Origin of the sequence: Streptomyces zaomyceticus (assembly GCF_014656215.1) — a bacterium.
GTDB classification, from domain to species: domain Bacteria; phylum Actinomycetota; class Actinomycetes; order Streptomycetales; family Streptomycetaceae; genus Streptomyces; species Streptomyces zaomyceticus.
Genome location: NZ_BNBZ01000031.1, coordinates 17813 through 31749, shown reverse-complemented (window position 1 = coordinate 31749; position 13937 = coordinate 17813). Strand labels below are relative to the sequence as shown.

Sequence of the window (13937 nt, the reverse complement as noted above, 5' to 3'; positions counted from 1 at the left end):
ACCCGGTCCGGGAGTGCGCAGGTGTCGTCGGACCCGGCAGCCCCGCTCCCCTCCACCCGCAGCCTTCTTTCTCAGCTGGTCCAGGAAGAGTACGGAGCAGGCAGCCGGGACCACCACCACGGTCAGCGCTCCCCGGCTACCGCATGGGACGTCGCGGTGGCCCGCATGCGGACCCGGGTAAGGATGGGGCGGCCGCCCGGACCGGAAGAGTGTGTACGGCTCATGGCAGGGGGTGACGGAGCACGCGGAGCGGTCTTCGAGGCCTGGCCCGAGGCGGTGCGACTCCACGGACGATCGCGGGCGACGAGAGCGCTGCGCGCCGGCTTCCGTACCGCTCACGACCCCGACGCGACAGCGATGCTGCTCCACCTCGCGGCCGCCACCGACCTGCGTCCCGTCCCGTTGGAGAGCGTCCTCCCTCGGGCGCGCGGGGGCAGCCGCCGTGTACGGCACGCGGCATGGCTGCTGCTCGCCCGGTACGGGCGTCGAGGGAATGCCTGGCTCCGGACGGTGGAGCCCGCCGACGTCTACGAGCGGCTCCTGCTGGAGACCCTGCACCACGAGCAGCACACCAGAGCCTGGCGGCATTCGCCCCCTCCGGGGCTGCTCGTCGCCCAGTCCATGCTGATGGGGCGGTTCGACCGGCCGGGGGAGGGCTTGAGCGGAGGCCTCAGCGTCCTTCTCGCCTCCGTCGGGGACGCGCTCGCCTCGACCGACGGCATCGCGGGCGTCGTCACGGTGGTCACCGCCTCTCGCCCCGAACTCGAGGACGACCGTGTGCTGTTCCGCCGACGGAGCCCCGGTCACTGGATCCTGCGGCTTCCCGTGGACGCGGATCGCCCGGCCGGACCACATGACATCGGCGAGCACCGTGAGGCCTTGGCCTGGTGGGCCACCACGCTGTTGGCCGCGCTCGGACGGCCGCTGGACGTCCTGCACGCGCGCTACGCCGACGACGGTTCGCTCGCCCTGGCCGAGGCTGCCCGGCGCGTCGGCGCAAGGGTGGTCTTCACCGCGACGCCCGACCCCCACCGCCAGATGAGCGAGCGACTAGATCACCCGGACGCCGATCCCGACCAGGTCCGCCTCGACCTGCACCGTGTGTTCCTCGCGGACCGTCTGGTCGACCGAGCCGATCGCGTGGTGGGAATCGCCGGGCGCGGTGGTACGGCGGAACTGCTGCACCACTTCCCGCAGCTCGCCCATCGGTACGGGGCAAGGCAGCTGAGCGCCCCACCGGAAGGCGTGGCGCCCTACGAGCCGCCGCCCGACGCGGCGAAGCGACGCGCGTTCCTCGTCGACGAGATCCGAGGTCTGGCCGGAGCGGACGAGGAGTCCGGACTCACGGTGTTGTTGAGCGTCGGCCGTCTGCACCCGGTGAAGCAGCAGGACCTCCTGGTCCGCGCGTGGATCGAGTCGGGATGCCACCGAGAGTCGGTCCTGGTGCTCGTCGGAGGGGGCACACACGCGCCGGACCACCAGGAGTCCCTGATACGAGAACGGATCCTGGCGGCAACTCTCGGCAACCCGGAAGCCCGGGAACGCCTGCTCCTCCTTCCCGCGCTCTCCAACGCCGACGTGCGGTTGCTCGAACGCACGCTGGCCGACCCCGCATACCGGTTCACGGCACGCTATGTCTGTCCGAGCGCGAAGGAGGAGTTCGGTCTCGCGGTCCTGGAGGCCATGGAGGCGGGGATGGTCGTGGCCGGGCCCGAGCGTGGCGGCGTACCGCACTATCTGGAGGACGGGGTCAACGGTCTGCTCCTGGACACCTCGACGTCGTACGCGCTGGGCCAAGGCCTCCGGCGCCTTGTGGACCTGGACGATGAGGCCGCCGAGGCCATGGGGCGGCGGGCACAGCATCTCGTTCGCGCCAGGTACTCGGCAGCTGCCATGGCACAGGCTCTCGCGGGCCACTACGCCGACGTCGCATCGCGGGGCCGAGCTGACGTCGCGTCGCGGGGAGGAATCGCGCGACGCGGTACGCCCTCGGAGCGGGGCGGACGCGTGCCTGGCTGACGCGTGCCTGCCTGGCTCCTGCGGGTCTGACGTACGTCTGTCTCATGCGTGCCCGCCCGACGCGGGCCGGGTATCAAGAGCGAACGCCTGAACAGGCGAGCAGGAGGGGCTGCCGACCGAACCCCATCAACACCCGTCGTCGCACCGTCCACGGCGATCTCTCTGCACGTGAAGCACGTCCCCGGCAGGTAGGTCTGCCAGGGGCGTGCGAGGCGAGGGTGCGCGGAGCGTCAGCCGACACCGATGAGGTCCACCGGTGCTTCTTCTTCCTGTTCGTAGTTCGCCAGCGCCAGTCCCAAGGCGAAGAACGTGGGCGCCCACTCACCCACGAAGATGCCCCACCGGTCCGCCCTCTCCAGGTCCTCGTTCCGTCGCGAGGTGAGCCACGAAGCCAGCGACAGACCGATCGAGCCGAAGGCCGCGAGGTAGGCGTGCTCACTGCTCACTCCCGCTTCGTGCAGCTTCTTGACAATCATCATTCTCTCGCTTCCGTCGAACCGGCAGCGCCCTGGTGGCCGAAGGGCCCGCGCGCTGTGAGATGAAGCCAGTAGCCAGTAGCCAGTAGCCAGTAGCCAGTAGCCAGTAGCCAGGTGCCGAGCGCACGGCGCACTTGCCGCTGACGCTCATCTCCTCCTCCATAGTTCGGGTTCTCCGTGCCCCTGGATGCACCGACCGCCCGACGGGCGAGGAGGAGCGGGGACGAGCGGGCGCGAGTCGTTCACGGGCGCGTGCATCCGTCGCCGGCCCGAAGCCCGAATCTGCATACGACGACGGCGTCGGCGCTCACGCGTGGCCTCGTCGTCCCGTAGCAGAGGGGGCCGGATCCACCGGGCCCCGCGGAGCCGGACAACCGTTCCGACCCACCTGCTCGTAAGGCTGCGGAGGTGCCCCCATGAGGCGGAAGGACGAGTTGCCCATCGACCACCATCTCGCGCGGGTCTATCGCACGGGTGCTGCCATCTGTGGGCTGGTTCTCCTGACCTTCGGATGTCTCGGATTCGCGGACGCGCTCGATCCCTTCAGCACGTCGGGCCGCAGCATCGCCGGGTTGACCACGAATGCCACGCTGAGCGTCCTCTCGGTCGTCGTGGGTCTGCTTCTCCTCGCGGGCGCCGTCAAAGGCGGAAACTTCGCGTCCACCCTGAACATGGCGGTCGGATCGCTCTTCCTGCTCAGCGGATTCGTCCACCTGTTCATCCTCGACCGGTCCGCGAACGTCCTCGACTTCGGCATGACCAACGTCGTGTTCAGCTTCGTGATGGGATTGCTGGTTCTCACCTTCGGCATGTACGGGCGCGTCTCCAGCAAGTTGTCCCACGACAACCCCTACTGGAGACAACGCCATCCTCGAGAGGCCGCGCAGGAGTCGCTCGCCAGGCGACGCCGGGAGGCCTCGGCCGGACTGAGCGCCGGAGCGCCCGCCCTCCCGGAATCCGCCGAAGAAGAACGGCCCTGACCCGGCCGACGGCGACATGCGTCGCCGGAGCACGGTCCGACGTTCTGCGAGGGACGGCGAGTGACAGCCCGAAGGGTCAGATCAGACCGGTTCGCCGTGCCACGGTCTCGGACAGCTTCATCCTCTCGTGTCCCTCGCTGCCGATCCTTTCCAGGACACAGGCGACCAAGGACTCGATGAGGGCCAGCGCGGGCGTGAGGCTGTCGTACGGAGACCCCGACGTCACCTGGGTGGTGAGGACGACGTCCGCGTGGGCAGCGGCCGGCGAGAGCCACGGGTCGGTGAAGACGATGACCTTCCCGCCTCGTTCGCGGGCCAGTTCGGCGATGACGGTCTTGTCGGGCTCGTAGCGCCGGTAGTCGAACACCACGGTGACGTCACGCCGTGCGAGCTGCGTGAGGAAGGAGGTCCGTTCCACGTCCCTGTCGGGCAGGAAATGCACCTGGTCACGGAATTGTGTGAGGTGCAGACCCAGGTACTGGGCAAGCAGGTGGGTGAATCTGCCGCCGGCGACGTGCACGCGACGGCGGGGATCGCTCAGCAGCTGCACCGCGTCGTCGAACTCGTGCGGAGCCACTTCCTCGAACGTCTGCGACACAGCCTGCTGCACGAGAGACAGCGCTGCCCCGAGCCGGGGGTCGGACGTCCGCCCGGTTCGCTCCCGCGCGCCGTGCTCCGGTGACCCGGAGTGCTCGTACAGAGTGATGGGGGAGGCCGTGCGGGCGTCGAGTTCGGCGCGCAGAGCTGCCTGCAGATCGGGGAAGCCCTTGAAGCCGAGCCGGGAAGCGCAGCGCAGGACCGTGGGGGCGGAGACCGATGCCCGCTCGGCGATCGTGGCGACCGTCTCGAAGACCGCGGCCGGATATCCGGCCAGGAGGACCCGCGCGACCTTGCGTTCGGCCGGGCTCAGGTCTCCCAGTCGCTTGCGGATCTCGTCGGCCAGCGTGGGGCTCATCGGGTTTCCTCCCAGGTGTGGTCCGATCACGGCGACCTGCCGCTGCCACCAGCCGCGATCAAACCCGGCTCAGTTCATCGCCAATGTACTGCCTGTTACGTGCTCGATGCAGAGGCCTGGGCGGGGCTTCTCAGGCGACGGCGTCTGACGCGCTTCGCCCAGCCCTGTTGCCAGACCTCTGCGGCCTGTGTAACGGACATTCCAGTTCACCCTTGTGGGTTCTAAATGTAATGAGTGATACTCATGCAACGGTCGCGGAGAGCGGCTGTTCGTGATGCGGAAACCGTACGGAGGTGCGCGCCGATGAACGTGCGACGCGAAGAGAGCGACCTGATCGGCACCCTGGACGTGCCCCGAGACGTCTACTACGGCATCCACACCCTGCGGGCCCGGGACAACTTCCCCCTCACCGGTGTCGTGCTTTCCGCCCACCCCGAGCTCGTGACGGCACTGGCGAGTGTCAAGGAGGCGGCTGCCCGTGCCCACGCCGAGCTCGGCACGCTGTCCGAGGAACGGGCCACGGCCATCATCAAGGCCTGCCAGGAGATCCGGGGTGGAGCCCTGCACGACCAATTCGTCGTCGACGTCCTCCAGGGCGGCGCGGGCACGTCCTCGAACATGAACGCCAACGAGGTGATCGCGAACCGGGCCCTCGAACTCCTCGGTCACCCGCGCGGCCACTATGTCTTCCTGCATCCCCATGACGACGTCAACCGCGGGCAGAGCACGAACGACGTCTACCCCACGGCGGTCAAGATCGCGTTGCGGGACGCCGCCGGCCATCTGCTGGACGGGATGGCCGTCCTCGCCAACGCCTTCACGGACCGGGGAGGAGCGTTCGCGAAGACCTACAAGCTCGGCAGGACGCAACTGCAAGACGCTGTGCCGATGAGCCTGGGGCGCGAGTTCGACGCCTTCGCCCTCACCGTTCGTGACGACGCCGCCCACGTCCGGCAGGCGGCGGACGGGCTGTGCGAGGTGAACCTGGGGGGTACGGCGATCGGCACCGGCCTCAATGCCGATCCCGGGTTCGGTCGAGCCGCCATCGCGCACCTGGCCGCGGTGACAGGTGCGCCGGTCCATCAGGCGCGCGACCTCATCGAGAGCACTCAGGCTGTGGGCGCGTTCCTTCGGCTGTCCGCTGCCGTGCGCCAGTTCGCGCTGCGGCTCTCCAAGATATGCAACGATCTGCGGCTGCTGAGTTCGGGTCCGACGGCGGGGCTGGGCGAGATACGGCTCCCCGCCCTCCAGGCGGGGTCGAGCATCATGCCCGGCAAGGTCAACCCGGTGGTGCCGGAAGCCGTCAATCAGGTCTGCTTCGACGTCTTTGGTGCCGACGCTGCAGTGTCCATGGCGGCCCAGGCCGGCCAGCTCCAGCTGAACGCGTTCGAGCCGCTGATCGCCCACCTGCTGCTGAACTCGCTGAACAGGCTCGATGCCGCCTGCCGTGTCCTCGCGGAGCGCTGCGTGCTGGGGATCGAGGCGGACGAGGAGCGTGTGCGGGATCTCGTCGAGCGCTCGGCCGGACTCGCCACGGCCCTGAACCCGGTGCTCGGGTACCGGCGGGCGACCGATCTGGCACGTCGGTCCCTCCTCACAGGCCGCTCGGTGAGGGAGCTGGCCCGCGAGTCGGCACTGCTGACCGACGAGCAGATCGACGTGCTCCTTGATCATGAGCGCTTGGTGCGTCCGGAGCTCTGATCAGCGGTGTCCGGCTCCGGAGCGCCTCGGCCTCCGGAGCCGGACATCATGGATTGCTTTGTCCGTCGCGCGGGACGGGCTTCGGAAGGTCAGTTCTTGGTCAGGGTGCAGGTGTAGGGGGAGGAGCCGGAGCCGCTGTAGGCCTCGATGTCCACGTAGTACGTGCCCGCCCCGGAGGCGGTCCTGGTGAAGGTGAGGGACTCGTCGGTGCCGGCGCCGTTGTTGACGGAGCGCTCGAGGGTGCTGCCGGAGGAGTCGAGCCAGTAGAGGTCGGCGTCGTAGGCGCCGGGGACGGCGCACTGCACGGACGCGTTCTGCCCCGAGGCGAGTGTCACCTTGAAGTAGTCGCGGTCGCTGGTCGACTTCATGGTGCCGCTGACGGTGGCGGGGGAAGTGAGGCCGGTGGCGTCGTTCGCGGTGTCGCGGGTGTCGTTCGGTTCGGACTCCGTCAGGCCACCGCCGGAGGGGGATCCGCAGGTGGTCACCGGGGTGCCGTTGTAGAGGTTGGTGTCCGGCACGCCGTTGGTGACGCTGCGCAGGTAGTAGCCACATGTCGGCCGGCTCTTGAAGTCGAACGTCGATCCCGGCGCGAGGCGCCAGATCTTGAAGTTCGAGTACGTCAGCGGCTTCCGGTCCGCGGCCTGCTCGGGCTGGTGGTCGGCGAGGACGACATAGGCGTCCTTGCCGTACTCGGTCGCCATGCCGTTGCGGTCGATGAACAGCGAGCCTCCGCCTTCCTCGACTCCGACGGCCCAGGCCGCGCCCCCCGTGGTGAGGCCGTCCTTCACCGCGCGGGCGACGAACGCCATGCTGCGGCCCATGCGGTCCCGTGTCACGAAGTGGGAGTCGTTGATCACCCCGCCGTAGTTGGCCCACTGGAACATACCGGTGGTGAAGGTGATGTATCGGTCGTAGGGATTGGCCAGCGCCTCGCTGGTGGTGACGCTGCCGTTGCAGGCGTCGTACACGAGTGGGCTGTTGATGTGATGGCCCGCGCTGCCCCCGCCCGATCCACCGCCCTTGGCCACCACGGACTCCACGGAGTCTTCGAGTGCGGTCCCCTTCCAGGCGGCGTACCGGCACTGGTCGCCGCCGGCGAAGTACACGAACTCGGCGTTGCGTACATCGGTGTTCACCTGGCTGTTGTTGCCGTCGGCGGCTGCGGTGAGCGTCCATGTCGTACAGGAGTTGACGCCCGTCAGGCTCATGACGGTGTCGCATTCGGGTGTCTTGCTGCCCGAGGTGGGTGCCGATCCGGCGAGGACGACGACGTCGATGCTCCCGGTTCCGCCGCGGATCTCCTCGATGGCTCTGTTCATGGAGGCGGGTACGACGGCGCCGGCGCCGTTCATCGTGAAGGCGGGGCCGTTCCAGGCGGTGCGACTGACGTCCGCGGCCGAACCGAGCCGGACGCGGTCGGCGGCCGCGTGGGCGGACTGCTGGGCGGTGAGGGACATCGTCAGGGTCAACAGGGTGACGGCCAGCGCCGGGGTGGATCTGCGGATGGCGGGTGACGCCATGATGCGCTCCATGGGCAGAAGGGTGGTTTCGGTGCGGAGGGCGGCGACTACCGAAGCGACGTCTCGGCACGTGCACGCCTGGCCTCCAAGTTGGTAGCGGAACTTACAGATAGTTCGTCTCGGGTGGAAGATGTACGCCCTGCTTTCTCTCCGCAGTGGTGGACGAGGGCCACGCGTGAGCCTCTGAACTGCAGAGGAAGCCGTGTGGTGGGACCAACCCGTCGGTGTTACATCTGCGTAACGTGCGATACATCTAGTCAATCTTCTGTTTCTTCTGTAACTTCCGTGCTGTGACCGGCGGCTTGGATCCGTCGGCCGAAATCCCTGAGAGGCCCGTCCCCGATGAACGCTCGTGTTACCCGCTGCCTTGCGGCTGCCGCTGTCACGACCACGGCCCTTGCGACGCTCTCCGCGTGCGGAGACGCCGAACCCGCCCCCGCGGCGGGCGGAACGGTCACCGTGAACGGAGTCCAGATCAAGAAGGACCCGGCCCTTCACGCGATGCTGCCGGACAGCATCAAGAAGGCGGGGAAGGTCCGCGTCGCTACGGACGTGCCCTACCCACCCTTCGAGATGTTCGTGAAGGAGGGCGAGAGTGAACTGACCGGTCTCGACTACGACCTGGGCCAGGCCCTCGGCGGAAAGCTCGGCGTGACATTCGTCTTCACGCCGCAGAAGTTCGACGGCATCGTCCCCGCGATCCAGGCCGGAAAGTTCGACGCCGCCATGTCGGCCATCACCGACAACAAGGAGCGCCAGCAGGTCGTCGACTTCGTCGACTACTCCCAGTCGGGATCCGGCATCCTCGTCGGCAACGCCAACCCCGCCGACATCGCCGACCTGGACGACCTGTGCGGCAAGAAGGTCGCGGTCCAAGCCGCGACCAACCAGCTCGACCTCCTCAAGGGCCACCAGGCGACGTGCTCGAAGGCCGGCAAGGGTGCCATCGAGGTCCAGACCTTCCCCAAGGACTCGGACGCCCAGCTCGCCCTGCGTTCCGGCAAGGTCGTGGCCCAGGTCCTGACGAAGCCGGCCGCCGGCTGGGTCGCCAAGACGGCCGACGCGGGCAAGGCCTTCGATCTCGTGGAGGACCCGGCGGCACCCGGCGGTTACAACGCCTCGCCCAACGGCATCGCCGTCAGCAAGCAGCAGCCCGCCCTCACCGACGCGATTCAGAAGGCCCTCCAGGCCCTTATCGACGACGGAACCGTCACCAAGATCTACAGCAAGTACGGTGTCGCCTCGATCGCGGTCAAGGAAGCCACCAAGAACGCGGCGGTCGACTAAAGATGATCGACACCACGAACCCACTCAAGACCACCTTGCCGCCCGAGCAGGCTGCACAGGACCTCGAAGTCGTCCCGGTCCGCAACTACGGACGCTGGATCGCCGCAGTGGCCTCGATCCTGGCACTGGTCGGACTGATCGGCTCCCTGGCGAAGAACGACAACCTGCACTGGGACGTCGTCGCCAAGTACCTCTTCGCCGACCTGATCTTCGAAGGCCTCGCCACAACCCTTTGGCTCACCGCCGCCGCGATGGCCCTCGGTCTCGGCATGGGCACCCTCGTCGCGGTCATGCGGCTGTCCACGAGCCCCGTCCTCTACGGACTCGCCACCGCCTTCGTCTGGGTCTTCCGCGGCACCCCGCTCCTCGTCCAGATCATCTTCTGGGGCTACGCCGCCGCCCTCTACAAGTACGTGAAGGTCGGTGTCCCCTTCACCGACATCACGTTCTTCCAGGCGGAGACGAACGCACTTCTCACCCCCGCCATCGCGGCCCTGCTCGCGCTCGGCCTGAACGAAGCCGCCTACGCCTCCGAGATTGTCCGCGCGGGCATCCAGTCCGTCGACACCGGTCAGGCAGAAGCCGCTCACTCCCTGGGCATGCGGCCCACGCTCACCATGCGACGGATCGTCCTGCCCCAGGCCATGCGCGTCATCATCCCTCCGATGGGCAACGAGACCATCAACATGCTCAAGATGACCGCCCTCGTCTCGGTCATCTCCGCCCACGACCTCATGTCGAACATTCAGGACGTCTACGCGCAGAACTATCAGGTCATTCCCATGCTGGTCGTCGCCAGCCTCTGGTACCTCGCGCTCGTCACCCTCCTCAGCATCCCCCAGGCATGGCTGGAACGCCGGTACGGACGCGGCACCGCCCAGGCCGGCCACATCTCCCCACTGCGGCGGATGCTGGGAGGAGCCGCTGGACTGATCGGCAAGAAGAACAAGGAGACGGGCCGATGAACGCCCCCATGGTGCGCGCCGAAGGCGTGCGCAAGCACTTCGGGAAGCTTGAGGTCCTCCAAGGGATCGACCTCACGGTCGAACGCGGCCAGGTGTGCTGCCTGCTCGGCCCCTCGGGCTCCGGGAAGTCCACCTTCCTGCGGTGCATCAACCACCTGGAGAAGGTCGACGGCGGCAGGCTCACCGTCGACGGCGAGCTCGTCGGCTACCGGCAGCACGGCATCAAGCTCCACGAACTGCGCGAGCGGGAGGTGGCCGAGCGCCGACGCGACATCGGCATGGTCTTCCAGCGGTTCAACCTCTTCCCCCACATGACGGCGCTCGAGAACGTCATCGAGGCCCCGGTCAAGGTGGGCAGAGTACCCAAGGCGGTAGCCCGTGAACAGGCTCAACAACTGTTGGAGCAGGTGGGCCTCGGTGACCGTGCGGGGCACTACCCCGCCCAGTTGTCCGGAGGCCAGCAGCAGCGCGTAGCCATCGCACGAGCCCTGGCGATGAAGCCCAAGCTCATGCTGTTCGACGAGCCCACGTCCGCCCTCGACCCCGAACTCGTCGGCGACGTCCTGGACGTCATGCGCGACCTCGCCGCCGACGGCATGACCATGGTCGTCGTCACCCACGAGATCGGATTCGCCCGCGAAGTCGGCGACACCGCCGTCTTCATGGACCAGGGAGTCGTCGTCGAAGCGGGCGACCCGCGCCAGGTGCTCGCCGAACCGGAGCAGGAGCGGACCCGCGCCTTCCTGTCCAAGGTCCTGTGAACGCGCCCCCCCGACAGCAGCTCAGCGCGGAGCTGCTGACCCTGGCCCGCGCTCGCCACACCCAATACCTGACGGACCTTCGCGAACTCGTCTCGATCGACTCCGGCTCCTACAGCCCGGACGGCGTCAACAAGGTCGCCGACTGGGTGCAGGAACGCCTCCTGCGCATCGGGTTCGACGTCGAGCGCGTCCGCCTCCCGGCCGACCACCGCTACCAAGCCGGTGACGTCGTTATCGGACGCAAGCATGGCCGCCTCGACCCCGCCGCGAGCGGCCGCAGGATCCTCCTCGCGGCACACATGGACACCGTCTTCGAGGACGGCACCGCGGCCGACCGGCCGTTCCACATGAACGGGGACATGGCCTACGGGCCCGGAGTCAGCGACGACAAGGGCGGACTTCTGGCCGGCCTCACCGCCTTGGAGATCCTCCACGAGGCCTCCGTCGAGGACTTCGGCGAGCTGGTGTTCCTCGCCACCCCGGACGAGGAGATCGGCTCCCTGGTCAGCAGGCCGATCATCGAGCAGACCGCGCAGGGCATGCACTACGGCCTCGGCCTCGAGTGTGCCCGAGAGAACGGCGACCTCGTCGTCGCGCGCAAGGGCGTCGCGGACTTCCGGCTGACGGTCTCCGGCCGCGCCGCGCACGCCGGCATCGAGCCGGAGCGCGGGGCCAACGCGGCCCTCGCGGCCGCTCATCTCACGGTGGAACTGCAAGGGCTCAACGGACACTGGGACGACGTCACCGTCAACGTCGGAGTCGTCCGCGCGGGAACCCGCCCCAACATCGTGTGCGCCGAAGCCGAACTGCACATCGAGGTACGCGCCGCCACCAGCGCAGACATGAAGCGTGTGACCGAGGCCATCCACCGTGCCGCGGCCCATCCCGCCGTCCCGGGCACCGCAGTCATCGTCGAGCAGATCGACCTGTGCCCGCCGATGGAGGACACTCCCTCCTCACGGCGCGTCTTCGAAACGGCTCGAAATGCCGCCTCCGAATACGGCGTGCGGCTGGGAGCAGCGGCCACCGGCGGAGTCGGCGACGCCAACCTCATCGCCGGTGCGGGAGTGCCCACGCTCGACGGCCTCGGCCCTGTGGGAGGGTCCGACCACACGCCCGGCGAATGGCTCGACACCTCCAGCGTCCCGCACCGCGTCGCGATGCTGGCCTGTCTGATCGCCTCGCTCGGCAGTGTCGGCAACGACTCCTGACCGTGCGGCGGCCCGGCACGGCACAGCCGTCCGCCCCGCCGCCCCCCGGCAGTTTCTCCCGTCGACCTGCCGGGGCACGACCAGGGCCTCGCAGCCGACGCCGCGGGGCCCTGGTCCTACCATCCACACCACTCACGGAGGCATCATGCGCGCACATTCCGGACCCGCACGCCGCGTCGTCCTCGCCGGTAGCACCGCACTCGTCCTCGGTCTCGTCTCCGCAGCCCCCGCGGCGCAGGCAACCCCCACCGCCCCGCACCACCCGGGCTCGCTGGTGCTCGTGGGAGGCGGCCTCAAAGACGGCAACAGTCAGGTCTACGGCGAGATCATCAAGCGCGCCGGTGGCGCGAAGGCCCGTATCGGCGTCATCACCGCCGCCTCCGTGCCCGAGAGTCAGGACCCGGACGCCGGCGACCCGGAACGGTGCAGCAACTCCGCCTGCAACGGTGCCTACTACGCGAACCTCTTCAAGCAGCACGGCGCCGCCGACGCCCAGTGGGTCCCCATCGACCTCGACCACATCGCGAACGCCGACTCCGACCGCGTCGTCGCCCAGGTCAACCAGATGACCGGCTTCTTCTTCGGCGGCGGAGACCAGTACCGTTACGTCACCACACTGCTCAACGGGGACAGGCACACCGACTCCAGGGTCCTCGCCGCCATCCGCGCCAAGCTCGCCCGGGGCGCCGTCGTCGCCGGATCCTCCGCCGGCGCCCAAATCGCCTCCGGACCCGACATGGTCAGCGGCGGGGAGTCCTACGAAGGCCTCCGGGACGGCAGCAGCGTGGGCTACTTCGACGATGCGACCCGCCTCGGGTACATACCCCGGGGCGGCTTCGGCTTCCTGCGCTCCGGGCTCATCGACACCCACACCGGTGCCTACGGTCGTGAAGGGCGCGCCCTGCGCCTCGCCGCCGACACCCACCACAACCGCGTGTACGCCCTCGAGGAGAACACCGCCCTCGTCGTCGACGACCCCGGCACCACCGACGAGCGCATCTCCGTCCTCGGTCCGAACGGCGTCGCGATCCTGGACCTGCGCCAGGCACACGCCGGCACCACCACGGCCGGCTGGTCCCTCCACAACGCCCGCTACTCCTACCTCACCGACGGGGACCGCTACCTCGCCCGCAGCTGGTCCGCCTTCCCCGCACACGACAAGAAGCGGCTGACCCCGCGCGACACAACCCCCGTGCCGGTCAACAGGGACGTCTTCCACTCGGCCGCCAACCCCGACGGCAGGCCCTACGCGTTCCGGACCACGGCCCGTGAACTCGCGGCCCGCCTCCGGACCCGCGCCACGGCGACGACGTACGAGACCGGGCCCGGCTTCACCGTCACCCTGACCAAGCCCCTCGGATTCACCGCATGGTCCGACACCGCGGGCAGCCCGCAGACCCTGCTCGGACTGCGGGTCGGCATCGCTCCGAACTAGCCGTCGCCGGTGCTCCGTGAGGGCGGGACGACCGTCCTCACGGAGCACCTTCACTCCCAGCCCGGTCGAACGCAGGGTGGCCCGCGTACTCCTGGCCGCCTGTCCTTCGGTCGGCTTAGAGACCGTCGCCGCGATCGCCGATCGCGCAGGCGTCAGCGCCCCCACAGTCCTCCGATTCGTCGCCTGCCTCGGCTTCGCCGGGTTCCCTGACTTCCCTGACTTTCCGACCGCCCACCGGGAGAGCCTGAATGTCCGCCTGCCGCATGCCGTTCGCACTCGTCCTGGCCGCGCTGACACTCAGCGCGTGCTCCGGGGGTGGCGAAGGCGGAACCTCGGGCGCCGTCCCTCCGGCCGAGGCCGGACCCGTCACCGCGATCCCCGGACTCACCATCGAGCCCGAACCCATGCTCCACGTCATGCTGCCCGTGGGCATCCGCTCCGCCGGAACCGTCCGCGTGGCCACTGACGTGCCCTACCCGCCCCTCGAAATGTACGAGAGCGAGGGCCGCAAGCAGGTCATGGGCATCGACTTCGACCTCGGCCAAGCCTCGACGAGGTCACCGCCGGATACGTCGCCGCCAAGGCCGACAATGGATCCACCTTCTCCACCGTCACCGGCCGCGCTGC

General features: G+C 68.7%; 12 protein-coding genes. 9 read left to right on the top strand and 3 right to left on the bottom strand.

Going from position 1 to position 13937, the window contains the following annotated elements; genetic code table 11:
* Positions 1–222 precede the first annotated feature (222 nt).
* Complete coding sequence (locus IE311_RS29745; protein WP_189834931.1) at positions 223–2019, top strand: glycosyltransferase family 4 protein; 1797 nt, start codon at positions 223–225, stop codon at positions 2017–2019.
* A 230-nt stretch (positions 2020–2249) separates the two neighbouring features.
* Here IE311_RS29745 and IE311_RS29740 read toward each other — a convergent pair whose 3' ends face one another.
* Entirely contained in the window at positions 2250–2495 is a 246-nt protein-coding gene (locus IE311_RS29740) for a hypothetical protein (protein ID WP_189834980.1), read from the bottom strand.
* Positions 2496–2911: 416 nt separating this feature from the next.
* Here IE311_RS29740 and IE311_RS29735 point away from each other — a divergent pair, with 416 nt between their 5' ends.
* Complete coding sequence (locus IE311_RS29735; protein ID WP_189834930.1) at positions 2912–3475, top strand: DUF4383 domain-containing protein; 564 nt, start codon at positions 2912–2914, stop codon at positions 3473–3475.
* Between the two features lie 76 nt (positions 3476–3551).
* On the opposite strand, the gene IE311_RS29730 is transcribed toward IE311_RS29735, so the two are convergent.
* Positions 3552–4430, bottom strand: a complete 879-nt coding sequence (locus IE311_RS29730; protein ID WP_189834929.1) for a MurR/RpiR family transcriptional regulator — start codon at positions 4428–4430, stop codon at positions 3552–3554.
* A 303-nt stretch (positions 4431–4733) separates the two neighbouring features.
* Between IE311_RS29730 and IE311_RS29725 the strand changes: the two genes are divergently transcribed.
* Positions 4734–6131, top strand: a complete 1398-nt coding sequence (locus IE311_RS29725; protein ID WP_189834979.1) for an aspartate ammonia-lyase — start codon at positions 4734–4736, stop codon at positions 6129–6131.
* An 89-nt stretch (positions 6132–6220) separates the two neighbouring features.
* Here the strand turns inward: IE311_RS29725 and IE311_RS29720 are convergent, their stop codons facing one another.
* On the bottom strand, positions 6221–7651 hold the full coding sequence (locus IE311_RS29720; protein WP_229902248.1) for a pre-peptidase C-terminal domain-containing protein: 1431 nt from the start codon (positions 7649–7651) through the stop codon (positions 6221–6223).
* Positions 7652–8110: 459 nt separating this feature from the next.
* On the opposite strand from IE311_RS29720, the gene IE311_RS29715 reads away from it, so the two are divergent.
* The 6 genes from IE311_RS29715 to IE311_RS36920 all read left to right on the top strand — a co-directional run bounded on the left by IE311_RS29715 (position 8111) and on the right by IE311_RS36920 (position 13776).
* Complete coding sequence (locus tag IE311_RS29715; RefSeq protein WP_229902247.1) at positions 8111–8938, top strand: ABC transporter substrate-binding protein; 828 nt, start codon at positions 8111–8113, stop codon at positions 8936–8938.
* Positions 8939–8940: 2 nt separating this feature from the next.
* The gene (locus IE311_RS29710) at positions 8941–9903 is read left to right on the top strand and encodes an amino acid ABC transporter permease (RefSeq protein ID WP_189834927.1); all 963 of its coding nucleotides are present in this window, start codon (positions 8941–8943) and stop codon (positions 9901–9903) included.
* A complete protein-coding gene (locus IE311_RS29705) occupies positions 9900–10664 on the top strand; it encodes an amino acid ABC transporter ATP-binding protein (protein WP_308439836.1) in 765 nt (254 codons plus the stop codon). Before IE311_RS29710 ends, IE311_RS29705 begins: the two co-directional genes overlap by 4 nt.
* Entirely contained in the window at positions 10661–11875 is a 1215-nt protein-coding gene (locus IE311_RS29700; RefSeq protein WP_189834926.1) for a M20 family metallopeptidase, read from the top strand. The genes IE311_RS29705 and IE311_RS29700 overlap by 4 nt, the downstream gene beginning before the upstream one ends.
* 145 nt (positions 11876–12020) lie before the next feature.
* Positions 12021–13310, top strand: coding sequence for a cyanophycinase (locus IE311_RS37135; RefSeq protein WP_189834925.1), 1290 nt, complete (start codon positions 12021–12023; stop codon positions 13308–13310).
* 16 nt (positions 13311–13326) lie between these two features.
* Positions 13327–13776 carry a MurR/RpiR family transcriptional regulator gene (locus tag IE311_RS36920; RefSeq protein ID WP_308439835.1) on the top strand — a complete coding sequence of 150 codons (450 nt, stop codon included), beginning with the start codon at positions 13327–13329 and terminating at the stop codon, positions 13774–13776.
* Positions 13777–13937 lie beyond the last annotated feature (161 nt).

Coding starts and splice junctions, on each gene's coding strand:
- IE311_RS29705 (WP_308439836.1), top strand. CDS start 9,900: ATGAACGCCCCCATGGTGCGCGCCGAAGGCGTGCGCAAGCACTTCGGG.
- IE311_RS29710 (WP_189834927.1), top strand. CDS start 8,941: ATGATCGACACCACGAACCCACTCAAGACCACCTTGCCGCCCGAGCAG.
- IE311_RS37135 (WP_189834925.1), top strand. CDS start 12,021: ATGCGCGCACATTCCGGACCCGCACGCCGCGTCGTCCTCGCCGGTAGC.
- IE311_RS29745 (WP_189834931.1), top strand. CDS start 223: ATGGCAGGGGGTGACGGAGCACGCGGAGCGGTCTTCGAGGCCTGGCCC.
- IE311_RS29725 (WP_189834979.1), top strand. CDS start 4,734: ATGAACGTGCGACGCGAAGAGAGCGACCTGATCGGCACCCTGGACGTG.
- IE311_RS29740 (WP_189834980.1), bottom strand. CDS start 2,495: ATGATTGTCAAGAAGCTGCACGAAGCGGGAGTGAGCAGTGAGCACGCC.
- IE311_RS29720 (WP_229902248.1), bottom strand. CDS start 7,651: ATGGCGTCACCCGCCATCCGCAGATCCACCCCGGCGCTGGCCGTCACC.
- IE311_RS29730 (WP_189834929.1), bottom strand. CDS start 4,430: ATGAGCCCCACGCTGGCCGACGAGATCCGCAAGCGACTGGGAGACCTG.
- IE311_RS29735 (WP_189834930.1), top strand. CDS start 2,912: ATGAGGCGGAAGGACGAGTTGCCCATCGACCACCATCTCGCGCGGGTC.